Raw genomic sequence first — 23,851 nt, forward strand, 5'->3', positions numbered from 1 at the left:
CTGGAAACCGCAAGAAAGCGTGTGTGGGAGACTCCGACGTTCCCACACTCCGCGCGGGAGTGCCTACTGGGACGCTCTGCGTCCCGTTCCAGCGCTACTTCTGCTGCGCGATGATCTCTTCCATCTTCAACCCGGTCAGACCATGAATGGTCCGCCACAGGTAGAACAGGATCGCCATCATCATGAGCATTGAGGGAATGGCGATCATCGGGTAGCTGACCAGGGTCATGCGACCCAGTTCGGCATTGAACGCCTCGGTGCCGGCGGGACTGACCACTATCCACTTGGCGACCATGTAGTTCATGAGCGAGGAAAAGAAGAAGGTGCCGGCCAGGAAGTAGGTGGCCTTCAACAACCGCTGCTCGAATATATCGCCCAGCCCGCGCTCCTGCAGCCGCTCATCGACACGCTGCACATTCAGCACCTTGTCGTTGTACAACAGGGTGCGAATCAGCGGATAACGGGTACGGGTGGAAAACAGCACCGCCAGCCCGATGACACCGGGCACGGCGGCTTCCTTGATGGCCAGCCACTGCGGATCGAGCTCCAGCAGACCGATACCGCCTGTAAGAAAGACACTGATCACCCCGAGCACGGCGATGAAGTTGTATTTGCGATAGCGGATCAGCTCGAACAGTCCCCAACCCAGCGGGAACGCCAATGCCAGGATCAACGCCTTATGCGGGCCGAGGTGTGCCTCACCGCTGAATTTCATCAGTATCACCGACGGGAGGATGATACTGACCAGTAGGTCGACCATGGGCCGCGGTTTGTGTTGCGGGGTATCGCGCAGAGCTTCGTTCATGATGTCGGAGTAATTCCCAAAGGCGTTGCACACATGATACACGCAGCCGTCGCCAGGTCATCCCCGACTGACCAGCTGCATGCGACAGCCTCAGCCGGCTGCGTTCATCGCAGTCCATACCAGCAAGCCGGTATAACCACAGAAAGCCGTCAGCAGGCCGGCGCCTTCCAACCTATTGATGCGTCCCAGACGCCCGCGCCAGGCGATGCACATCAACAGCAACGCCAGCGTCAACGCCGCCATCAATGCCCAGTCGCGGGTCAGCACTTCCGGAGCCACCTCCATGGGCCGAATAATCGCGGCAATACCGACCACCGCGAGCGTATTGAACAGGCCCGAGCCGATGATATTGCCCAACGCCAGGTCATGCTCCTTCTTGCGGATCGCTGCCAGGGAAGATGCCAGCTCAGGCAGCGAAGTGCCCACCGCGACAATAGTCAGTCCGATGATCAGATCACTCACGCCCAGGCCGCTGGCGATGAAAACAGCTCCCCAGACCAGCAGGCGGGAGCTGACGACCAGCAGAACCAGCCCCAGTAGCAACCATATCAAGGCTCGCCCGAGCGGCATGGTGTCGGCCAGATATTCCTTGCGGATTTCATCGGACACCACATCGTCACGGCTGCGCATGCCATCGCGAACGGACCAGGCCATGAGCAGCGCAAAGACCACCAGCAGCACAATACCATCGGTGCGGCTGATCTCCCCGTCGAAAACCTGCCAGCCCGCCAAGGCGGTGATCCCCAGCAGAATCGGCATCTCTCGTCGAGCTACCCGGGCATGAGCAGTGATCGGACTGATCAACGCGACCAGGCCGATAATCAACGCAATATTGGTGATGTTCGAGCCCCAGGCATTGCCCAGAGCGATACCTGAGTTGCCTTGCAGAGAGGACAGAACAGATACCGACAGCTCCGGCGCGGAGGTACCGAAACCGATGATCAACATGCCGATCAGCAATGGCGGCACACCGCCGTGCACGGCAGCAGCAGAAGCGCCTTCCACGAACCGGTCAGCACTCCAGACCAGCAGAACCAGCCCGATCAGAATGGCAGCGAGGGCAAGCAACATAATATTCAGTTCCCATATCAAGAGGGCCGCAAGTATGGGTTAAAGTTTTTCCCGCCGCCAGCCGATACAACGCCCGATTCCTATAAAAACCACAGATACCTGCCACCATTTCATCGGCGACGGGCGGGTGTGTTTTTTTCATTTTTCATTTTTCATTCGAGGTTTGTGATGCTACTGAAGTCTTCCCTGCGCATGCAAAGCCTGGCGCTGCTCATTGGCAGCCTGGTGCTGATGCTGGTCGTCGCCTTGGCCGGCGTGCTCACTCTGGCTCAGGATCTGCGCAGCTACCGCCTGTTGATGGAGGGTCCGCAGACGACCGCCAACCTGATCAACGAGACCAATCTGACGTTCAAGACCCAGGTGCAGGAATGGAAGAACGTGCTCCTGCGCGGCAGCAAAGAGTCCGATCTTGATCGTTACTGGCAACAGTTCCAAGACAGCGAAAAGCAGGTGCAGGCGCTGTTGGGCAAGATCATCGAGCAGGACCTGTCAGGCACCTTCCGCGAGCGGCTCGTCTCATTACAAAGGGAGCACCGTGGGCTGGGTGAGAAGTACCGAGATGGCCTGCAACGCTTTATGGCCGCCGGTCGCGATCCCGTGGCGGGGGACAACATGGTGCGCGGTATCGATCGCGCGACCAGCGAACAACTGGAGCAACTGGTCACCGAGATCAATCAACAGGTCACCAGCGAGGTGCAGCACATCCGCACAGCCACCTTACGTACCGTCTGGCTCTCGGTTCTGGGCATGGTTGGTGCTGCACTGCTGATCGGCGGGCTCGCCAGCTGGCTGATCAGCAGGCAGCTGGTCAGTCCCATCACGCGTCTGATCCGGCAGATTGAACAGCTGAGCCAGGGGCGCTTCGATGAGCAGATCACCAGCCAGCGTCAGGATGAACTGGGTGTGCTGGCCCAGGCTGCCAACCAGCTGCGCAGCTTTCTTGCGGAAACCGCTGCCGGCCTGAGACACACCACTGATGAACTTGACCGCGCCAGCGGCGGACTGAATACCGTCGCCACCCGAATGACCCACGGCAGCCGCGAGCAGTTCAGTCGTACCGACCAGGTCGCCACCGCCATGCAGGAAATGTCCGCCACGGCAGCTGAAGTGGCGCGCTATGCCGCCGACGCATCCAGCGCCGCTGATGCCGCTGATACAAGCGCCCGCAACGGACGCCAGGTAATGACCGAGACCATAGATTCCATGCAGACACTGCTGCAGGAAATACAGCGTACCGCTGAGGTCATCCACCACCTGGAAGACGACAGCCGACGGATCGGCAAAGTACTGGAAGTCATTCAGAACATTGCCGACCAGACCAACCTGCTGGCCCTGAATGCCGCCATCGAGGCGGCCCGCGCCGGGGAAGCCGGGCGCGGCTTTGCGGTGGTTGCCGATGAAGTGCGCACCCTGGCGCAACGCACCAGCGAATCAACGGCAGAAATTCAGAGCATCATCAGCAGCGTGCAGAATGGTGCAGCGGAGGCCGGCAAGGCTATTGTGGCCGGCAAGAACCGCAGTGATACCAGCATGCAGCAGGTCACCCTGGCCGGCGACAACCTGCAACAGATCGCCATGGCAGTGGAATCGATCCGCGACATGAACCGACAGATCGCCACTGCCGCAGAGGAGCAGACCAGCGTCTCCGAAGATATCTCGCGCAACATCACCGAGATCACCGACATCGCCGCAACCAATCAACAGGAAGTGGAGCACACCGCCCAAGCCAGCGAAGGCCTGCAGTCGTTGTCGGCCGAGCTCAATCGGCTGGCAGGGCAACTGAAGGCGTAACCGGCAAAGCCTGAGTCAGGCCCCTGGAGCGGCGGCTCAGGCTGTCGCGCACGCCTGTTTCTGGCGTTCCTCCTCGACCAGTTCCTTCTTCGACAGCTTGCCCACTGGCGTGCGCGGCAATGCATCGCGAATCTCCATCGCCGCCAGGCGTTCATGCTTGCCCAGTCGGGTGGCCAGGAAACCTTGCAAGGTCGCAAAGTCGAAAGGCTGAGCGCCGGCGCGGAGTTTGATGAAGGCCTTGGGCGCTTGGCCGCGATAGGCATCTTCGATGCCGATCACTGACACCTCCTCGACCGCAGGATGCTCGTAAATGGCCTCCTCGATCATGCGCGGGTAGACGTTGTAGCCACTGCACAGGATCATGTCCTTGGTGCGATCAACGATATAAACCCACCCTTCTTCGTCCATATAGCCAATATCCCCGGTGCGCAAGAAACCATCGACCGTCATCGCTTCGACAGTGGCGTCTGGGCGCTGCCAGTAACCCGCAGTGACGTTCAGACCGGCAATACAGACCTCGCCATGCTCACCCGCCGGCAGAGCGCCCGGCGACCCATCCAGCGGGGCAATGCGAATCTGTGCGCCGGGTACCGGGATACCGCAGGAGCCAGGGCGTGGCGGCGCATCGCGCGGCGTGAAGGTGCCTGTGGTTGTCGTCTCGGTCATGCCCCAACCCTCACGCAGGGCGCAGCCGGCCACCTGTTGGTAACGCTGCTGCACTTCCAACGGCAAGGGCGCGCCGCCGGAGTTGCACAGTTTGAGCGACGTCAGATCCAGCTCAGCGGCCAGAGGGTGAGCCAGCAGACCGATGAACATGGTCGGTACGCCGGGGAAGGTGGTGATGCGGCTATGGTGAATTTCCTGCAGCACACTTTCGGCATCGAAGCGCGGATGCAGATAGACCTCGGCGGCCATGCGCAGACTGAACAGCATATTGATCATCAGCGCATAGATATGGAACGGCGGCAGCACCGCCAGCACCCGCTCCTGCCCCATCTGCAGCGACTCATCCAGAATCGCCTGCAATTGCGCGCAGCTGGCGGTGAGATTGGCATGAGTGAGCATTGCACCTTTGGGCGCGCCGGTGGTGCCACCAGTATATTGCAGCACGGCCAGGGTCTCGGCCGGATCGTTGATCGGCCAGGGGGTGAAGCTGCCATCGTTATCCAGCAGGCTGGCGAAGGAATGACAGGTCTGGTCGAATACCACTTCTACCGAGGGTCCGAGCTGCGCTGCCTGCACGTCGCTTGCACCGTCGCAGAACTCCAGGAAGCTACCCACTATCAAGGTCTGCAGGCCGCTGTTCTGGCACAGGCTGGCCATTTGCGGATACAGACTCGCCAGATCCAGCGTCACCATCAGCGTGGTCTGGCTGTCGTGGATCTTCTGTGTGAGGGTGCGTTCGGCGTCCAGCGGCGAGTAATTCACCACGGTCCCGCCGGCACGCAGTACACCGAGAAAAGCGATGAAATAATGTGGTGTATTCGGCAGGTACAGCCCCACATGAACACCCGGACGCACACCCAGCTGCTGAAACCCGCAGGCAGCGCGGCGCACCAGCGCATCCAGCTGACGGTAGTTGATCCTGCTACCGAGAAAATTGATTGCCGGATGCTCGGGGAAATCCGCAACCGCCTTGTCCAGCAACGCCCAGACCGGACCGGTTGCCAGGCTGGCATCCCAGTGCATGTTGTCGGGGTAGGAGTCCAGCCAACGTAATTCTGCATTCGCGCTCATGACACGCCTCCTGGGGGCTTCTTGTAATTATTGATCTCCTGACGTTAGTGCCGGACTGCTGTTCTGCAAAGGCAAATCCAGCCTGTATATACGAAGCTATAGATTGCGGCATGGCTGTCGAATGCGCAGGGAACGGACACGCGATTATGTGAACGCCCTCCCAGACTGAGCATTTCGAGCTCTGCAGCATCCGATCAGGCACGCATCAAAGAGTAATCAAATTGCAATAAGCCAAGCGGGTTGATAGATTTCCAATCGCTCCCAACCATGAAATGGAAAAACAAACATGAAACGTATACTGCTCGGTTCTCTGCTTGCTGCTGCCTCCCTCAATGCGTTCGCCACCGCACCGGGCGGTCCGGGCTGCGGCTGGGGCAACATGTTGTTCGAAGGCCAGCGCGGCCTGCCCTCCCATCTGGTGGCGTCCATCACCAACGGCACCTCCGGCAACGCCACCTTCGGTATGACCTCGGGTACCAACGGTTGCGATACCAGCGGTGCTCTGGCCTATAACGGCAAATCGATGATCGTGTTGAGCAGCATCATGAATGAGCTGTCCGAAGACATGGCGCGCGGTGAAGGTGAAGCCCTGACGACCTACGCTGTCGTGCTGGGTGTAGAAGCGCAGGACCGTGATCATTTTGCTGCCGTGACCAGCCAGCACTTCAATGACATCTTCAGCTCCGCCGACGTGACTGCCGAGCAGGTTCATGCAGCCACACTGGCCGTTCTGAAGAACGACGCAGTATTGGCGAAGTACGCCGAACAGGTCTGAGCCTGGCGTTGATCTCCGGGGCCGGCGTTCCGTCGGCTCCGGGCCTTTCCCTGCATCCTCTGGTGCCCTCGTCCTCCATCGCGGTCTCGCATGTCCATACGCTTGTTCCCCCTGTTGCTGAGCATGCTCGGCATTGCCGTACAGGCGGCTCCGCAATCCGATGCGGCCACCCTTGAGAAACTCGCCTCAGATCCGTACTGGGTCGCACTCGGTCACTACGAGCAGCAGACCTTCGGCGGCTGGCGCAGCTACGTTGATGATGCTGACTTCTTCCTGGCGGCCAATGGCGAACGCTCACCACTGGCCGAACTGACTGCCACCCTTGACGCTATCTATGCCGACCCGCAACAGGCCGACAGCCATCCGCAATGCCGCTTCCCATCGCGCACCCGCTGGCTGCGCCAGCAGCTGAAACTGGATGACCTGCCCGCAGTCACCTGCGCCGAATTCGATACCTGGTATGCCGACATCGATCCGCATACCACCGTACTGGTATTTCCTGATGCCTACCTGAACAGCCCATCATCCATGTTCGGGCACACCCTGCTGCGTATTGACTCAGCTGATGCAGCAGGCAGCGGCACCGCCCTGCTCAGCTATGCACTGAACTTCGGTGCCATGATTGAAGGCATGGACAACAGTATTCTCTATGCCTGGAAAGGCCTGGCCGGCGGCTATCCGGGGCAGTTTGCCTTGTTGCCGTACCGGGAAAAGATAAGTGAATACAGCAGCCTGGAAAACCGCGATCTGTGGGAATACCGCCTCGATCTGACACCCGAAGAAACCGGGCGCATGATCGAACACGTCTGGGAGTTGCGGCAGGTTCGCTTCGACTACTTCTTCTTTGACGAAAACTGCTCGTACCGCCTGCTCGAACTGCTGGAAATCGCCCGGCCCGGCCTGCAGCTGATCGACCAGTTTCCATTGACGGCCATTCCTGCTGATACCGTGCGCGCGGTGAAGGATGCCGGTCTGATACAGGACATAAACTACCGCCCATCGCGGGAAAAGGAGTTGCTGGCCCGCGCTGCGCCACTGCACCCTGCCGAATTGAGCTGGGCACAGGCACTCGCCGCCGATGATGAGGCTCTGCACGACACTGCTTTCGCGGCATTGCCCACGGAGCGCCAGTCGTTGATTCAGGAAACTGCCTACCGGTTGCTGCGCTATCAGGCAGCTGGTCAGGAGCGTGATGTCGACAGTGCTGCGCGCAGTTACCGGCTGCTGCAGGCCATCAATCAGAACCCGCCACCGCGCCTGGAAATCGATACTCCGGCGCTGCCGGAGGATGGCCACGAATCCCGCACCTGGCAGCTGGCCGCGGGCAGTCAGGAACACCGCGCCTTCGCCGAGTATGGGCTGCGCATGGCCTACCACGATCTGAACGACAACCTCTCCGGTTTCCCTCTGGGAGCGCAGATCGAACTGGGCAAGCTGAGGGTACGGCAGTACGAGGGCAATCATTGGCAGCTGGAGGAGCTGGGGCTGGTCGGTATTCGCTCGCTGACGCCAAGAACCCAACTGCTCAAGCCCTGGTCGTGGCAAGTCAGCGCCGGGCTGGAGCGAGTGTCTGGCGCGGAGGACGATCGGCCTTTGGTGGGCTATCTGGACGGTGGCGGTGGTTTTACCTGGCCACTGGGCAACAACCTGATGGCCTATGCGCTGGCCACGGTACGCATTGAGCAAAACGATAATTTTTCTGCAACGCTGAGCCCCGCCGCCGGGTTCGACAGCGGCCTGCTCTGGCGCAATGCAGCCGGTAACTTGTTACTGGAAGCCCAGGCAGACTACTTTCACAACGGTGAAGTGCGCCGCCAGCTGGCGCTGACCCAGCAACTGGAGCTGGGCCGCAACCTCGGTCTGCGCCTCAGCGCAGCACGGGACTTCAGTCACCTTGGCCCAGCGCAGAACGAAGTCAGCCTGCAGCTGCGCTGGTATCACTACTGACGCAGACGCTCGGCGGCATCACGCAGCAACTGCTCGGTGCCGGTCCAACCCAGGCAACCATCAGTAATAGATACCCCGTACTGCAAGTCACCGGACAATGGCTGACTGCCGTCGAACAGATGACTTTCCAGCATCACCGCGCGCAGGCTGCTGTCTCCCGCCAGACGCTGATCGATGACACTCTGCAGTACCGCAGGCTGACGCAGCGGATCCTTGCCGCTGTTGGCGTGGCTGCAGTCGACCATGATGCTGGGCTGGATGCCGGCTTTGCTCAGGGCGACCTTCGCCGCCGCAACACTGGCCGCATCGAAGTTGGGCCCCTGATTACCGCCACGCAGTACCAGATGGGTATCGGGGTTACCTGCCGTTTCCACCAATGCCGGACGACCAAGGTCGTCCATGCCGAAATGCTGATGGGGATGGGTCGCTGAGCGCATCGCATCAATGGCAATGCCCATGCTGCCGTCGGTGCCGTTCTTGAAACCGACCGCCATGTCCAACCCGCTGACCAGCTCCCGGTGCACCTGCGACTCGCTGGTGCGCGCACCAATGGCCGCCCAACCCAGCAGGTCATCCACGTAACCCGCGACCAACGGCTGCAACAATTCGCTGGCCAGTGGCAAACCCAGTTCGATCATCTGCAACATCAACCTGCGAGACAGCTCCAATCCAGCAGCCATATCACCACTGCCATCCAGCTGCGGGTCGTAGACCAGACCTTTCCAGCCAACCGTGGTGCGGGGCTTCTCGATATAGGCGCGCATCACCAGCAGCATTTGATCCTGCACCTGTGGCGCCAGCTCCGCCAACCGCCGGGCATAATCCAGCGCAGCGCCGGCATCATGAATCGAACAGGGGCCAACCACCACCAGCAGACGTGGGTCATAGCCATCAAGAATATGGCGGATAGCCTGGCGCTGCGCCTGAACCTGCTCGGCTTGCAATGCATTCAGTGGCAGACGCTGGCGTAGAACCGCTGGCGTCGGCAGCGGCCGGGTGCGGCGCTGGGTCGGCTGAGTGAGGTTGTGTGCCGGCTTGAGGCTGGGCACAAGGGAAAGCTGCAGGGCGGATACGGAAGAGTTCATCAATATGTCCTTAGCCGCGCGGTTCATGCCGCGCGGCGTTCTATCGTGTTAGTCGAAGTAATGTCTGGTTGTCCTGGGCACGACCACTAAATCGCCAGCTGCAGTAACGGTAGGAGTAGTTGAAGTCATTGTTCATGTCTGAATCCTCTGTATGTATAGGCCCTTGATGGCCAAAAAAACAAAACCCCCGATCGGATGGCCGACCGGGGGTTTCTGATTAGTGCGGTGGGCGGCCCGTTCTGAGTGGGCCGCCTGATAAGTATCAGGCTAGCCCGTGGCTAAACCAATACCCATAAAAATAAGCGGAAACACCCGAGCCCACTGAGCACGCAGCAGTCGCCACGGCATTTGCCGGGATGCGATGGTGCTGAATGGATGCGCTGATTGACATGGGTTTCTCCGTTGGAACTGTATTTAACTTACTGCATTCACTGACACTGTTCAACTCTGATCACTGCTTCACCGTGTCCAGCGTTTTGGTAATGGCCGCCACCGCTGCGCCAATGTTGCTCAGCTCCGCAGGCAGAATCATGGTGTTGTTGGTCTTAGCCAATTTGCCGAATTCAGTCACGTATTGTTCGGCTACGCGCAGGGCGACTGCGTCCTTGCCGCCATTGGTGGTAATGGCATCAGCTACCAGGCGCAGACCATCGGCGGTGGCCTGAGCTACCAGCTCGATCTGCCGTGCCTTGCCTTCGGCCTCATTGATCTGGCGTTGCTTGTCCGCTTCGGAGAGATTGATGGTTTCCTGCTTGATACCTTCGGAGACGTTGATCTTGGCTTCCCGCTCACCTTCAGACTGGGCCACCACTGCGCGGCGTTCCCGCTCTGCGCGCATCTGCTTTTCCAGTGCATCGAGGATGGTGGCAGGCAATTCGATATCCGCAATCTCATAGCGCATCACCTTCACACCCCAAGGCCGCGCCGCTTCATCCAGCGCCTGCACCACCTGAATATTGATGGCCTCGCGCTCCTCAAAAGTCTTGTCCAGATCAATCTTGCCGATCACCGAACGGAGTGTGGTCTGCGCCAGCTGAGTAGCGGCAAAACGGTAGTTGGTAATGCCGTAGCTCGCGGCCTTGGGATCCACCACCTGCAGATAGATCACCCCGTTGACCACCACCTGGATATTGTCCTTGGTGACACAGGCCTGACGATCCACGTCAATGGCCTCTTCCTTTGTGGTGTGACGGTAGGCAATGCGGTCCACAAAGGGAATCAGTAGATGAAAGCCCGCCTCCAGTGTTTTGGCATATTTACCCAGTCGCTCGACGACGAAGGCCGAGCGCTGCGGTACGATCTGCGCCGTTTTGGCGACGGTAATGACGATAAGCACCAGCAGCGCCAGTGACAGCATTGTTGCGACTTCCATTGCGACTTACTCCGTAATTGATAATCAGGTTCAGGAAGGTTGATAAGGGCGTGAGGCGCTGACGCGCAGCACTATACCGCTGATGCCAACCACCCAGGCGGTATCGCCGGTGCGCAGCGGCTCATTGGATTCGGCGTCCCATTTGGCACCATTGAGCTGCACGTCCCCGGTACCGTCAGTGAAATCGGTCATTACCGTCACCCGGTTACCCAGCACGCCGACATCATCCAGGTCGGTCTTGGCCCGTCCGCCGACACTGCCGCGCAGCCAACGCGTACACCGGCGGCGCAGACCAAACAGGGCAGCCAGGCTGAGCACACCGAAACACAGCAGTTGTACCGCCAGGCTTTCAATCACACCGACCAGCGTCAGCAGGCCGACCGCCAGTGCGCCCAACCCGAAGAAGACCGCGATCACCCCAGGCACGAATAATTCGGAGATCAGCAGTGCAAAACCGAGCAGGAGCCAGAAGGGATATCCGTTGAGAAAGCTGTTCAATAACATCGGCTTCATCCTTGTTGTGCCCGCGCCGGGGCTTCAGAACGCCAGACTAGCAGATCGGTCGCAGAAAGCGGTACGACCGGAAACGTTGTGACTCACAATCAATATAATAGCCACAAGCCATCAACCATACCGTTCGTCGGATAAGTGCAGTGAATAAAACGAGGCCAGAGCAGGTGACCACTGGGTCGACCTGCGGCTGCTCGGTCCGCCTGCAGCACCCCTCGCCGCCGCTCAGCATGGCAACTATGCTCAGCCGGTCTCTGTCAGGCATCTCTTGAATGTGCGGCCTCGGCTCGCTGCACATGCTCGAAGGCGCGCCTGCGCAGTCAGAGCCAACAATCACAAAAACAACAGGCCGAAGGTAACAACATGAAAAAGAATCGCCTCTCACTGGCGTTGGGGCTGGTCGCAGCGCTGGGCGCCGTCAGCCAGACACAAGCCTCCTGGTTCAGCTCCTCCGATTACACACGAACCCACTATCCCATCGTGCTGGCCCACGGCATGCTCGGCTGGGACAATATGCTGGGTATTGATTACTGGTATGGCATTCCCCAGGCTCTGCGCAAGGATGGCGCTAGCGTCTACATCACCGAGGTCAGCCAGCTGGACACCTCGGAGGCCCGGGGCGAGCAGTTGCTGGAGCAGGTCGAGGAAATCGTCGCCATCTCCGGCAAGGCCAAGGTCAACCTGTTCGGCCACAGTCATGGCGGCCCGACCATCCGCTATGTTGCCGCAGTACGACCCGACCTGGTCGCCTCGGTCACCAGTATAGGCGCACCGCACAAGGGCTCGGCATTGGGTGACTTCATTCGTCAGGTTCCCGAGAACTCTGCCGGCGAAGCGTTGCTGGCCAGCCTCGTGAATGCTGCCGGCAAGCTGATCAATGTCCTCTCCGATAGCCCGATCGACACGCCAATGAATTCGCTGGGTTCGCTGGAATCTCTGAACTCGGAAGGCGCAGCGCGCTTCAACGCCAAATTCCCCCAGGGCATTCCCACCAGCGCCTGCGGCGAGGGTGATTATCAGGTCAACGGCGTGCGCTACTACTCCTGGAGCGGTACCAGCCCTTCGACCAATATCCTCGATCCATCTGACCTCATGATGACCGTGGCCTCCATGACCTTCCCCAAAGGTGAGGCCAACGATGGCATGGTCGGCCGTTGCAGTTCGCGCCTGGGCATGGTCATTCGCGACAACTACCGGATGAACCATCTGGATGAAGTGAACCAGTTTTTCGGTCTGACCAGTATTTTCGAGACCGACCCAGTCACCGTGTACCGGCAGCAGGCCAACCGGCTGAAGAAGGCCGGTCTCTAGGATCTTTGGCGTTTCATCGCAAGTCGCACCGGCCCGCCAACGGGCCGGCATCATCCGTCTGACGGTAGCAGTTGAATGAAAGCACTCATCTATCTTCCCCTGCTGGGCAGCGCTCTGTTGCTTGGCTGGTATATCACTACGGACAGCGGCCCGGTAACAGCACCGCCGGTCCTCAGCAACAAAAGCGCGGAACCTGTCGCCCCCGTGGCGCAGCTGCGTCAGCGCACCGATTCATCCAAGCCCGGCTTGCCGCTCCCCGCCAGCGTGCGGGGCACCGAAGTGGACGGCCAACTGGGAGTGGATGCCGCTGGCAACCTGCTGATCAGCAGTCAGATCCGTCATCTGTTCGATTATTTCCTGAGCATGGCTGGCGAAGAAAACTCAACCGCCACGCAGCAGCGCATTCGCGATTACCTGACGCAACAGCTATCACCACCTGCCCAGGGGCAGGCGCTGGCGCTGCTGGATAATTACCTCGACTATCAGCAGCAGCTTGCCGAACTGGAAAGCCGTTTCCCGGAAACCGAGAGTCTGGATGATCTATTCGCCCGTGAACAGGCAGTCCAGCGCCTGCGCGCCACGCTGTTCGATCGCGAAACCCACGCTGCGTTCTTCGCTGGCGAGGAGATCTACAACAACTTCACGCTGGAACGGCTGGCGATCCACCGCGACAGCAGCCTGGATGAACAGCAGAAAGCCCTGGCCACAGAAACGCTACGGGAAAGCCTGCCGGAAGAAATGCAACAGCTGCTGGTACCGCAGATACATCAGGATCTGCGCCAGCAGACCCAGGCGTTGCTGGCGGCAGGAGCGGACCATGGCGAGATTCGTCAGCTGCGCATGCAGATGCTCGGGCCGGAAGCGACCGAGCGGCTGGGAGCCCTGGACCAGCGCCGTGCCCAATGGCAGCAGCGGGTGGCAAGCTTCAATCAGGAACGCGACGCCATCCTCGACCGGCCGGGGCTGGCGGACGTCGACAGGCAGGCTGCAGTGAATGCCCTGCTTGAAGAGCAGTTCACCGAGACCGAGCGACTGCGACTTGTACACTGACCGCTATTTTTTCATCCACACGTCGTTGATCATGATGTATTGCCCGGCAGGGGTGCGTTCCAGCGCCTTCTTGCCGGCCATGGATTCCACATCCCGCTGCTGAATATTGTTCTCCCTGGCCAAGCGCTGATACTCATCGCGGCGGGCCTGATTTATCTGTCGGGCGATCTCGACCGCATTGCCACCCGCTGCCACCACTCCCAGATAACCATCAGGCTGCTCACCCAGCTGGCCGGCGGCCTTGGCCGTCGGCAATGCCGACATCGCCTCGTTCAGGCTCAGCGCCAGCGCCGGAGCGCTCAGCAACAGTGCCAATAGCAGACCACCCATACGGATACTCATACGCATGTCATTTCTCTCCTAGAACAGCCCGCTGGATTCACTGAACAGCTCGTCCAGTTCCCTGTCGACCTTGATGTAGATCTCATGCTGGATCTTCACATTCAGGTTGATATTGATCGGTTCGCTGGGCGCTGCCAGCTGTACCGTCGGCGTGCAAGCAGTCAGTACCCCGACGGCCACCGCCATTATCACCAGACGCCAGTGCATATGTCTCTCCTGTCATGGGCTACGTCGCTGCAGATAATACTGCTCAACCCGTTTCCTGATGATCTCACTCACTTGTCCGCTCAACTGCAGACTGGTCAGCAAGGCCGGAATATCTTCTTCCAAACGTATATTCAGGTGCACCGGCCGTCCCTGCTGGAATGCCGGGTTGCTACCTTCCAGGCGCAACCCAAGAACCAGCACACCCTGCTCATCATAGGACAGGTCGCTGGCCAGCACCTGATAATGGAAATTGTCCAGCGCCAGTGCCAGCTGTTCCATACCGGGGTTAGTCGCAGCCAGGTCGCGCAACTGCTGCGCCTGATAGCGCAACACGCCGGGCTCGCGGGCCTGCAACCGACCACCCGCGATGACCAGATTGCCATCCACCAGACTGACGGGAAAACGCCCGTCCAGTGTGCCCTGTCCACTCAATCCTTCTGCGGGATAGACCTCGAAAAGGCGGGCCAGTTCGACGCCTTCCACCATCGCTACCAGGGTCTGCCGTGCCTGCCCCAGATCCACCCTGGCCGGCTCCAGCAGAATACGCCCATCCAACACACCGAGGCTGGCGCTGCGCAGCTCCAGTGCTCCGCTGGCGGGCTTGCTCAACTCGGCGGTGTAGGTGCCGCTGGCACGCAATGGTCCAAGCGGCAGGCCAGGATCAAGAGAGCTCAGATTCAATGCGTCAGTACCCAGCCGCAACGTCTCACCTTGCAGCGACACCGCCAGTGGCAGGGACAGGCCGCTGAAACTGGCTCTATCATAGATACCCTGGCCACCGCTAAGGGCCAGCTGCCCCCTGATCTGATCCAGACCGGTACGACCGGTCGCCTGCAAGGTACCGCTGATCCGACCACTGGAGAAACTCAGCAGCGCCGGCCAGTCAGCAAAGGTGGCAGCCAGGGGATCGGCAGCGCGCAGAAAGATTTCTCGCAGCGTCATGTCCAACCGCCACGCCTCACCGGTCGGCCAGTTCAGCTGCAGATCAGAATTCAGACCGCTGAGGGCGGCCAGGCTGCCGCTCAGCATCAGCCCGGCCGAGGACTGTTGCAGCCTGCCGCTCAGGTTCCAGCCCTGAGGCTTGAACGCAGCATGATTCAATCGACTCGCGCCAAGCTGCAGTGGTGCCTCCAGTTTCAATTGGTCAGGCGCAGAAAAAGGCAGGTGCAGCGTTGCTTCGCTCAAGTCTGCCCGCAACTCAGAGAGCTGCAGGCCAACATCTGCCGATGACAGGCTTTTCGCCGTCAGCAATGCGCCCTCGTTGAGTAACAGATTCAGTTGTTGCTGGTCGGCTTCAGCCTGAAACGGCCAATCGAGCTGCACGGTTTGCAACTGCATTCCCGCCAGCTCCAGCTTGTCTGCGTTCAGCTGCAAACGTCCCGCATGCAGCTGCACCTGCCAATGCGGCAGGTTATTCAACGCCAACTGCGCATCAACTTGCCCGGCCACCGCACCTTCGATTTGCAACTGCGTGGCCAACGGGATGCTTTCATGCCAGGTATTCAGGCTGCCGGCTTGCGGCGTAATGCGCACTGCCAGCGCCGACGGCCGCAGCTCCGACGGCAACACCGCCAGGGCACCCAGCTGTGGCTGCAGCAAACGCGCGTCTGCCTGACCGTCGCGCAGCAGCCATTGCCTACCCCGGCTTTCCAGGTCGACCCGCACCTTGCCACTGAGCTGACCGAGCCCCACCAGGTGCAGCGGGTACGGCAGTTCCAATCCAGCCTGCAGTCGATAGCCACCGGGCTCCTCACGCAACTGCAGCGAGCCACTCAGGCTCTGCTCATCAGCTTGCAGGTCGAGTTGCGCAACCAATGCCAACGGCTGCTGATCGGCCGCCAGTTGAAAGCCACCCTGCAATGTGCAGAAATCACCCTCGCAGGGTAGCTGAAGCTGCATGTGGCGCACTTCCAGTTCCCGCGGCAACCAGGACAGCGGTCCGGCGAACTGATCCAGCTCGGGCAGACTCCAGCTTTCATCAGTCGGCTCGCTCGGGGGCAGGTTATCGCGCGGCTCCCAGGCCAACTGCAGTTCCTCGACCATCAGCTGATCAATCCGCGGTCCGCCATCCCAGACAGGTCTCAGCCTGATGCCGCCCAGCCGGAAGCCCAATCTGCCCTGCTCGCTCACATTGGCTCCGTTGAGCTGCTCCACCTGCACCGCACCGTCTGACCAGCGCAACTGCTGCCAGTGAAGCTGCTCGAATCCGGCAGCCGTCAAGGTTCGCTGCACCCATAGGCCAGCCAGCAACGCAGTCAGCAGCACCAACAGCAACACTGCTCCTGCACTGATCGCAGCTTTGCGCATCGGCAACCTCTGAAGACAAGAAAGTGCATCAAGGTTAGCATGCAGGACGAATCGGAATATGAACTCAGCGGACAACTACATGGACATTCTCACTCGCATCAACCGCAGGAAGCGGCGCCGTCGGCCTTTGCGCATACTTATCGTTTTATTACTTATAGCGTGGCTCGCCTCAAGCCTGTTTCAGGCCTACCAACCAATGCCGGAGGGGCTGTCGACCAGCACGCCCTGGCGTCCGGCAGACAGTGTGCAGGTGCTACTGGATCAGACCTGGCAAACCGACACCGGCGAGCGCATCAGCGAACAACAGATCTTCGACGAGGTTCTGGCGATGATCAGCGGTGCGCGCAGGCTGGTGGTCCTGGACATGTTCCTGTTCAATGATTTTGCCGGGAAAAACAGTTTCCGTACCCTGTCTACCGAGGTGACAGCGGCGCTGATCGAAGCTCGGAAGCGGCAACCCGGCCTGCAAGCCGTGCTCATAACCGACCCGTTCAATACGCTCTATGGTGGCCTGGAAAATCCGGCACTACTGGCATTGCATCAGGCTGGCGTTGATGTGCTCATGACCCCGGTCGCAGCACTGCCTGCTTCGAACGCACTGTGGAGCGGCCTGTGGAATCTCTGCTGCCGCTTCGTCGGCAACAGCACCGATGGCGGCTGGCTGCCCAACCCGGTGGCCGAGGGCAAAGTCACCCTGCGCACATACCTGCACCTGGTCAACTTCCGCGCCAACCATCGCAAGACGATAGTGGCGGATTCCGGCGACAGCTGGACCGCATTGGTCACCTCAGCCAACCCGCATGACGCCAGCAGTCGCCACAGCAACCAGGCCCTGCGCTTCAGCGGCGCGGCTGCTCTGGATCTGCTGCAGACCGAAAGCACCGTGGCGCAACTGGCGGGTTTCAATACCGCAAACTGGCCTCGACCGCCGACCACGGCCACCATCGCCGACTCGGACAACCGTCTGCGGGTGATTACCGAGGGGGCCATCCGCGACGCCGTGTTGCAGATGATCGACAGCTCCCAGCCCGGAGACCAACTGGATATGGACATGTTCTACCTGTCCTACCGCCCACTGATCGAGGCACTGATTCAGGCGCAGCGACGCGGCGTCAGCATTCGCGTCCTGCTCGACCCGAATCGTGATGCCTTCGGCCGGGAGAAAAACGGCATACCCAACCGCCAGGCCGCCTGGGATCTGGAGCGGGCCGGCATCCCGCTGCGCTGGTGCGCTACCAGCGGCGAGCAGTGCCATCGCAAGTGGATCCGTATGGACCGGGCCGACGGCAGTAGCGAACTGATCAGCGGCTCGGCCAACTTCACCCGGCGCAATCTGGACGATCTGAATCTGGAAACCGATGTACAACTGATTGCTGCCCAGGACTATCCGGCCATGATGACCGCGCGCAACGCCTTTGAGCGGGTGTGGAGTAACGCAGACGGGATTGAGTACAGCCTGCCCTATGCTGAATTCACCGATCACAATGTCGGGCGGTATGTGTTGTATCGAATGATGGAAGCGACGGGGTTGTCGACGTTTTGAGCTCAGCCGTGGCAGGTAGCCATGCCGTACCGTTTTTCGGGGGTATAGCGCACCGGCGCTACACCTGCGGGCTCACTGGTACCGCACAATCCTGTCGTCGCGCGGGTGCGCGACAACCCGAAAAGCTACCCGCACCGGCGGATCAGATACCACCCAGACACAGGTATTTGATTTCCAGATACTCATCAATACCGTACTTCGAGCCTTCACGCCCCAGGCCCGAGGCTTTCATACCGCCAAAGGGCGCCACTTCGGTGGAGATCAGGCCGGTGTTGATACCCACCATGCCGTACTCCAGCGCCTCGGCGACACGGAACACCCGGCTCAGGTCGCGGGCATAGAAGTACGCGGCTAAACCAAACTCGGTGTCATTGGCCTGACGGATCACATCGGCCTCATCATCGAAGCGAAACAGCGGCGCCACGGGGCCGAAGGTTTCTTCGCGGGCAATCAGCATACTGCTGTCGACTCCAGTCAAGATGGTCGGCTCGAAGAACAGTCCGCCCAAGGCATGGGGCTTGCCACCGGCGAGCAGGGTCGCGCCGCCATCCAGCGCATCCTGCAGATGGCGTTGAATCTTGCTCACGGCTTCGGCATTGATCAGCGGTCCGGTGGTGACGCCTTCGCGCATGCCATCGCCCACTTCCAGCCGGCGCACCGCCGCAGCAAGCTTCTTGGCGAAGGCGTCATAAACCGCATCCTGCACGTAGATCCGGTTGGCGCACACGCAAGTCTGGCCGGCGTTGCGGTATTTGGAGATCATCGCGCCCTCCACCGCCTCGTCCAGATCGGCATCTTCGAAGACGATGAAGGGCGCGTTGCCGCCCAGTTCCAGCGACAGTTTCTTCAAGCTCGGCGCACACTGCTGCATCAGCTGAATACCCACAGCGGTGGAGCCGGTAAAGGACAGCTTGCGCACCACCGGATTAGCGCACAACTCGCCGCCCACCGCCCGCGCATTATCCACTCCAGCAGTGACAACACTTAACAAGCCCGCCGGCAAACCCGCCTGCTCTGCCAGTGCAACCAGCGCCAGCGCGGAGAAAGGCGTCTGTGGTGCGGGTTTCAGCACCATGGCGCAGCCTGCTGCCAGCGCCGGGCCGGCCTTGCGGGTGATCATCGCCGAGGGGAAGTTCCACGGCGTGATGGCCGCCGTCACACCGACCGGCTCCTTCTGCACCAGAATGCGCTTGTCGCCCTGATGGGCGGGGATCAGATCGCCATAGACCCGCTTGGCTTCCTCGGCGAACCACTCGATAAAGGAGGCGGCATAGGCAATCTCGCCGCGAGCCTCAGCCAGCGGTTTGCCCTGTTCGGCAGTCATGATCCGCGCCAGATCTTCCTGATGCTGCAGGATCAGTTCATACCAGCGGCGCAAAATGACCGCGCGCTCCTTGGCCGTACGCCGACGCCAGGTGGGTTGCGCCACCTGGGCCGCCGCGATGGCGCGGCGGGTTTCATCAGTGCCCATGTCAGGCACGCTGCCCAAGCGCTCACCGCTGGCCGGATTGAATATCTCGACACGCTGGCCGTGGTCGGCCTCGCACCAGCTACCGTCGATGAATGCCTGCTGGCGAAACAGCTCGAACGATTGCAGTTCCATGGAAGTTCTCCTGTCCAGAAATGGCGTCACGCATTTGCCACATCAGCGTTTGAAATTTCAAACATGCTAAAGCGGAAACGCTGTCCAGACAAGATGGGGTGGGCTTTGTGGGAGCAGCCTTGCCCTGACTATACCAGCGGCTCGTCATCCATCAGCACATGAGAAGATTGCTGCCCTTCCTCGAATAATCCGGCCACCCTCTGCAGGCTGGCCAGCAGCATCAACTGCTCCCAGTCGGCAAGTTTGCCGAAACGTTCGAGAAAGGCACCGGGCAACAGCGCCGGTTCGGCCTGGATCACTGCTTCACCCTTCTCGGTGAGGGCCAGGTGTACTTTGCGTTTGTCGCTCAGGCTGCGCACCCGCTTGAGCAACTCACGGTTTTCCAGACGGTCGATGATGGTGCTGAGGGTCGCCTGAGACACGCTGACCTGCTTGGCCAATGTGCCGAGCGTGCCTTCACCCATCGCCTGGATACTGTGCAGAATCAGCAGCTGGATCGGCGTCAGGCCGCTGTGACGGCCAAGGCGCTTGGCGTGAATCTCGGTGGCGCGCTGCAGCCGCCGAAGGGCCAGATACAAATCGTGCATCATGTTGTGTAGCTCCCGGCAGACAACGTCATCAGTGAGTATGCATTTTGCCATAAACCGCAGGGTGTGGACGAATCCTCACCCAATCCCTGCGCATCGCGGTCGCGACAGTACCCGCAGTCATTGCTTCCAGTCAAAAAACCTTTAAACCAAACCGTGTCAGTGGTTTCCAAGTAACTGACCGATAGAAATCTGCAAATAACTTCTACCTCAAACTATTGTTCATTGTAGGTCGCCCTGACGACCCAACCACAGAGAGGAGTAATCGATGTGTGGATTGGCGGGAGAATTTCGCTTTGACGGGCAAACTCCGGACCTGGCGGCACTGGCTCGGATAACCGGTCAGATGATCAATCGCGGCCCGGATGCCGCCGGCGTGTGGTCCGCCGGCCCGGTGGCGCTGAGTCATCGGCGTTTGAAGATCATGGATCTGGCCGATGCCTCTGGCCAGCCCATGATCGATCCGCAGCTGGGTCTGAGCCTGGTGTTCAACGGTGCCATCTACAACTACCCCGCTCTGCGCGGTGAACTGGAAGCGCTGGGTTACCGGTTTTTCTCCGATGGTGATACCGAAGTGGTGCTCAAGGCCTACCATGCCTGGGGCGAGCAGATGCTGGAGCGCTTCAACGGTATGTTCGCCCTGGCTATCTGGGAGCGCGACAGTCAGCGTCTGTTTCTGGCCCGTGATCGCCTCGGCATCAAGCCCCTCTATCTGTCTGCTACGGATAAACGGTTGCGCTTTGCCTCCAGCCTGCCGGCTTTGCTGCGCGGCGGCGATCTGGATACCAGCATCAATCCGGTGGCGCTCAATCATTATCTATCCTTTCACTCGGTGGTGCCGGCGCCGCTGACCATTCTCAACGGTGTGGAAAAGTTGCCGCCCGGCCATTGGCTGCGTATCGATGCCAAGGGCAATCGCGAGCAGCAACGCTGGTGGAGTCTGGAATACGGCACCCGCACCGATGAACATGACTTGCCCTTTCAAGTCTGGCAGGAGCGTGTGCTCGACAGCCTGCGTGCGGCGGTGAAGCGGCGCAACCTAGCGGCGGTGGATGTTGGCGTGCTGCTCTCCGGCGGGGTGGACTCCAGTCTGCTGGTCGGCTTGCTGGACGAAGCCGGCGCCCGCGACCTGCAGACGTTCTCCATCGGCTTTGCCGACGTCAACGGCGAGGCCGGTAATGAGTTTCTCTATTCCGACCTGATCGCCGACCATTACGCCACCGACCATCATCAACTGATGATTCCCGAGCAGGACATCATCAGCAACTTACCCGAGGCCCTGGCGGCCATGAGCGAACCCATGGTCAGCCATGACTGCATCGCCTTCTACCTCCTGTCCCGGGAGGTGTCCAAACATTGCCGAGTGGTACAGAGCGGTCAGGGTGCCGACGAGATCTTTGCCGGCTACCACTGGTATCCACCGGTCGATCAGGCGGAGGATCCGGTGGCCGCGTATAAACAGGCGTTCATGGATCGGGACTTCGCTGAGTACCGCAACACCGTGCAGCCGGGCTGGGCGCAGCAGGACTATGCTGGTGAGTTTGTCCGCGAGCACTTTGCCGGTCCCGGCGCCACACATGGTCTGGATAAGGCGCTACGGCTGGATACCACGGTGATGCTGGTGGAAGACCCGGTCAAACGGGTCGACAACATGACCATGGCCTGGGGGCTGGAAGCTCGGGTGCCCTTCCTCGACCATGAAGTGGTGGAGCTGGCCGCACGTATCCCCGGCCGCTTCAAGCTGCCCGGCGATGGCAAGTACGTACTCAAGGAGGCGGCGCGCAAGATCATTCCCGCTGCCGTGATCGACCGCCCCAAAGGCTATTTCCCGGTGCCCGGATTGAAGTATCTGCAGGGCAGCACGCTGGACTGGGTGCGCGAGAGTCTCACCGGTAGTCGCGCCCAGGCACGTGGACTTTTCAACAGTGATTACGTCGATACGTTGCTGCTCAAGCCCACGGAGCACATCACCCCGCTGCGCGGCTCCAAGCTGTGGCAGTTGGCGGTGCTGGACCTGTGGCTCGACGCCCAAGGGGTGTGATCATGAGTCGACAGATGCCACCGGAACAACAACGCCTCAAGCGCGGCCAGACGCCCACCTGGGAGCGGCTGCAGGCCGGTCATGCCCAGCAGGGCCAGCCCCCTGCCGAAGAGTTGCGCGATGTCACCCTCGACTGTGGCTGGGGTCGCTTGCTGATCGGGCATACCTTCAAGGACCCGCAACGGCTGGCCGATACGCTGCTGCAGGAAACGCCGGGCGAGCGTGATATCGCACTCTATGTTGCCGACCCACATGTGGTGCTGTCCTTCGCGCCGCAGCAACTGTTCCTTGACCCTTCCGACACCCTGCGCCTGTGGTTCAGCAATTACCGCCCAGCGCACAACGGCATGCGCGGCTTTCACATCCGCCGTCCGCAAAACGATGCGGACTGGCAGGCAATCAATACCCTGTATCTGTCCAATGGCATGGTCCAGGTCAACCCGCAGCGCCTGACGCCACGGGAGTCCGGAGGGCCGGACTTCTGGCTGGCCGAGGATGCCGACAGCGGTGAGATCATCGGTACGGTGATGGGCTTGAACCACGCCCGTGCCTATGACGACCCCGACAAGGGCTCCAGCCTCTGGTGTCTGGCCGCGGACAGCAAGACCCAGCGCTTCGGTGTCGGCGAGATGCTGGTGCGGCACCTGGTGGAATACTTCATGAGCCGCGGCAGTGCTTATCTGGACCTGTCGGTGCTGCATGACAATACTCAGGCCAAGACGCTGTACCACAAGCTCGGCTTCCGCCAATTGCGCACCTTCACCATCAAGCGCAAGAACAGCATCAATCAGGCATTGTTTCTCGGCCCGGAGCAGGACGAAGGGCTCAACCCCTATGCGCGCATCATCACTCGGGCAGCCCAGCGCCGAGGCATCGAAGTGACCGTCAATGATGCCGAAGCTGGACTGTTCACCCTGACCCAGGGCGGCCGCAACATCCGCTGTCGCGAATCCCTGAGCGATCTGACCACGGCCGTCAGCATGACTCTGTGCCAACAGAAGCAGCTCACCCATCGCTGCCTGCAACGCCACGGCTTGCACACACCGGTCTACCGTCTGGCTGCCGACCCGGAAGCCAACGCCGTCTTCCTCGAAGAGCATGGTGCGCTGGTGGTCAAGCCGGATAACGGCGAGCAGGGCAACGGCGTGGCAGTGAACATCCGCGACCCGGAAACCCTGGAGCAGGCCATCGAGGCGGCCCGCCGTTTTGACAGTCGTGTGTTGCTGGAAAGCTTCCACGAGGGTGAAGACCTGCGGGTGGTGGTGATCAATTATCAGGTGGTCGCTGCCGCCATTCGTCGGCCGGCCCAGATCTGCGGCGACGGCGGTAAAACTGTCCGTGAGCTGATCGAAAAACAAAGCCGCCGCCGACAGGCCAGCACCGACGGTGAAAGCCGCATCCCGCTGGATGAAGAAACCTGCCGCACCGTGGAAGCCGAAGGCTTCACCCTGGACAGCGTACTGCCCGCCGGCCAGCACCTGCAGGTGCGCCGCACCGCCAATCTGCATACCGGCGGTACGCTGGTGGACGTCACCGACGAACTGCACCCGACTCTGCGCGACAGCGCCATCGCCGCCGCCCGCGCGCTGGACATCCCCATGGTCGGCATGGACCTGCTGGTTCCCGCCGTCGACCAACCCGACTACGTCATCATCGAAGCTAACGAGCGCCCCGGCCTGGCCAACCATGAGCCACGCCCGACAGCCGAATGTTTCATTGATATGCTGTTTCCGCTCAGTCAGCCCTGACATACACAAAGGAGGACTC

19 protein-coding genes and 1 pseudogene are annotated in these 23,851 nt (G+C 60.5%); 9 read left to right on the top strand and 11 right to left on the bottom strand.

Features of this window, described 5'->3' with window-relative positions:
• Window positions 1-94: 94 nt before the first annotated feature.
• Both INT39_RS07645 and INT39_RS07650 read right to left on the bottom strand, forming a co-directional pair.
• Complete coding sequence (locus tag INT39_RS07645; protein ID WP_193073369.1) at window positions 95-805, bottom strand: VC0807 family protein; 711 nt, start codon at window positions 803-805, stop codon at window positions 95-97.
• Between the two features lie 90 nt (window positions 806-895).
• The gene (locus INT39_RS07650) at window positions 896-1,876 is read right to left on the bottom strand and encodes a calcium/sodium antiporter (protein ID WP_193073370.1); all 981 of its coding nucleotides are present in this window, start codon (window positions 1,874-1,876) and stop codon (window positions 896-898) included.
• Window positions 1,877-2,623: 747 nt separating this feature from the next.
• Between INT39_RS07650 and INT39_RS22965 the strand changes: the two are divergent.
• Window positions 2,624-2,743, top strand: a pseudogene (locus INT39_RS22965) (hypothetical protein); the annotation flags it as partial.
• 219 nt (window positions 2,744-2,962) lie between these two features.
• Window positions 2,963-3,667, top strand: a complete 705-nt coding sequence (locus tag INT39_RS22970) for a methyl-accepting chemotaxis protein (protein WP_413468910.1) — start codon at window positions 2,963-2,965, stop codon at window positions 3,665-3,667.
• Between the two features lie 36 nt (window positions 3,668-3,703).
• On the opposite strand, the gene INT39_RS07660 is transcribed toward INT39_RS22970, so the two are convergent.
• A complete protein-coding gene (locus INT39_RS07660; RefSeq protein WP_193073372.1) occupies window positions 3,704-5,404 on the bottom strand; it encodes a long-chain-fatty-acid--CoA ligase in 1,701 nt (566 codons plus the stop codon).
• Window positions 5,405-5,690: 286 nt separating this feature from the next.
• Between INT39_RS07660 and INT39_RS07665 the strand changes: the two genes are divergently transcribed.
• Both INT39_RS07665 and INT39_RS07670 read left to right on the top strand, forming a co-directional pair.
• Window positions 5,691-6,179 carry a DUF3015 domain-containing protein gene (locus INT39_RS07665; protein WP_193073373.1) on the top strand — a complete coding sequence of 163 codons (489 nt, stop codon included), beginning with the start codon at window positions 5,691-5,693 and terminating at the stop codon, window positions 6,177-6,179.
• Between the two features lie 90 nt (window positions 6,180-6,269).
• Complete coding sequence (locus tag INT39_RS07670) at window positions 6,270-8,126, top strand: DUF4105 domain-containing protein (protein ID WP_193073374.1); 1,857 nt, start codon at window positions 6,270-6,272, stop codon at window positions 8,124-8,126.
• Here the strand turns inward: INT39_RS07670 and INT39_RS07675 are convergent.
• The 3 genes from INT39_RS07675 to INT39_RS07685 all read right to left on the bottom strand — a co-directional run bounded on the left by INT39_RS07675 (window position 8,120) and on the right by INT39_RS07685 (window position 11,087).
• On the bottom strand, window positions 8,120-9,211 hold the full coding sequence (locus INT39_RS07675) for a 3-deoxy-7-phosphoheptulonate synthase (protein WP_193073375.1): 1,092 nt from the start codon (window positions 9,209-9,211) through the stop codon (window positions 8,120-8,122). The genes INT39_RS07670 and INT39_RS07675 overlap by 7 nt on opposite strands.
• 451 nt (window positions 9,212-9,662) lie before the next feature.
• A complete protein-coding gene (locus tag INT39_RS07680; RefSeq protein WP_193073376.1) occupies window positions 9,663-10,583 on the bottom strand; it encodes an SPFH domain-containing protein in 921 nt (306 codons plus the stop codon).
• Window positions 10,584-10,613: 30 nt separating this feature from the next.
• Entirely contained in the window at window positions 10,614-11,087 is a 474-nt protein-coding gene (locus tag INT39_RS07685; RefSeq protein ID WP_193073377.1) for an NfeD family protein, read from the bottom strand.
• A gap of 369 nt (window positions 11,088-11,456) precedes the next feature.
• Between INT39_RS07685 and INT39_RS07690 the strand changes: the two genes are divergently transcribed.
• Together INT39_RS07690 and INT39_RS07695 are read left to right on the top strand one after the other, a co-directional pair.
• Complete coding sequence (locus INT39_RS07690; RefSeq protein ID WP_193073378.1) at window positions 11,457-12,404, top strand: triacylglycerol lipase; 948 nt, start codon at window positions 11,457-11,459, stop codon at window positions 12,402-12,404.
• Window positions 12,405-12,479: 75 nt separating this feature from the next.
• Window positions 12,480-13,454, top strand: coding sequence for a lipase secretion chaperone (locus INT39_RS07695; RefSeq protein WP_193073379.1), 975 nt, complete (start codon window positions 12,480-12,482; stop codon window positions 13,452-13,454).
• A gap of 3 nt (window positions 13,455-13,457) precedes the next feature.
• Here the strand turns inward: INT39_RS07695 and INT39_RS07700 are convergent, their stop codons facing one another.
• The 3 genes from INT39_RS07700 to INT39_RS07710 are packed head-to-tail and all read right to left on the bottom strand — an operon-like array spanning window position 13,458 to window position 16,310.
• The gene (locus INT39_RS07700) at window positions 13,458-13,802 is read right to left on the bottom strand and encodes a YdbL family protein (protein ID WP_193073380.1); all 345 of its coding nucleotides are present in this window, start codon (window positions 13,800-13,802) and stop codon (window positions 13,458-13,460) included.
• Between the two features lie 12 nt (window positions 13,803-13,814).
• Complete coding sequence (locus tag INT39_RS07705) at window positions 13,815-14,003, bottom strand: YnbE family lipoprotein (protein WP_090274718.1); 189 nt, start codon at window positions 14,001-14,003, stop codon at window positions 13,815-13,817.
• 12 nt (window positions 14,004-14,015) lie between these two features.
• The gene (locus INT39_RS07710; protein ID WP_193073381.1) at window positions 14,016-16,310 is read right to left on the bottom strand and encodes a YdbH domain-containing protein; all 2,295 of its coding nucleotides are present in this window, start codon (window positions 16,308-16,310) and stop codon (window positions 14,016-14,018) included.
• A gap of 79 nt (window positions 16,311-16,389) precedes the next feature.
• Here INT39_RS07710 and INT39_RS07715 point away from each other — a divergent pair, with 79 nt between their 5' ends.
• Window positions 16,390-17,853 (top strand): phospholipase D-like domain-containing protein, encoded by a 1,464-nt coding sequence (locus INT39_RS07715; protein ID WP_193073382.1) that lies wholly within the window; start codon window positions 16,390-16,392, stop codon window positions 17,851-17,853.
• A 142-nt stretch (window positions 17,854-17,995) separates the two neighbouring features.
• Here the strand turns inward: INT39_RS07715 and gabD are convergent, their stop codons facing one another.
• Complete coding sequence (gabD, locus tag INT39_RS07720; RefSeq protein ID WP_193073383.1) at window positions 17,996-19,456, bottom strand: NADP-dependent succinate-semialdehyde dehydrogenase; 1,461 nt, start codon at window positions 19,454-19,456, stop codon at window positions 17,996-17,998.
• 128 nt (window positions 19,457-19,584) lie between these two features.
• A complete protein-coding gene (locus tag INT39_RS07725; protein WP_193073384.1) occupies window positions 19,585-20,046 on the bottom strand; it encodes a MarR family winged helix-turn-helix transcriptional regulator in 462 nt (153 codons plus the stop codon).
• Between the two features lie 265 nt (window positions 20,047-20,311).
• Between INT39_RS07725 and INT39_RS07730 the strand changes: the two genes are divergently transcribed.
• A complete protein-coding gene (locus tag INT39_RS07730) occupies window positions 20,312-22,084 on the top strand; it encodes an N-acetylglutaminylglutamine amidotransferase (RefSeq protein ID WP_193073385.1) in 1,773 nt (590 codons plus the stop codon).
• A 2-nt stretch (window positions 22,085-22,086) separates the two neighbouring features.
• The gene (ngg, locus tag INT39_RS07735) at window positions 22,087-23,832 is read left to right on the top strand and encodes an N-acetylglutaminylglutamine synthetase (protein ID WP_226944608.1); all 1,746 of its coding nucleotides are present in this window, start codon (window positions 22,087-22,089) and stop codon (window positions 23,830-23,832) included.
• Window positions 23,833-23,851 lie beyond the last annotated feature (19 nt).

The sequence above is a fragment of the Pseudomonas sp. FME51 genome (assembly GCF_014897305.1).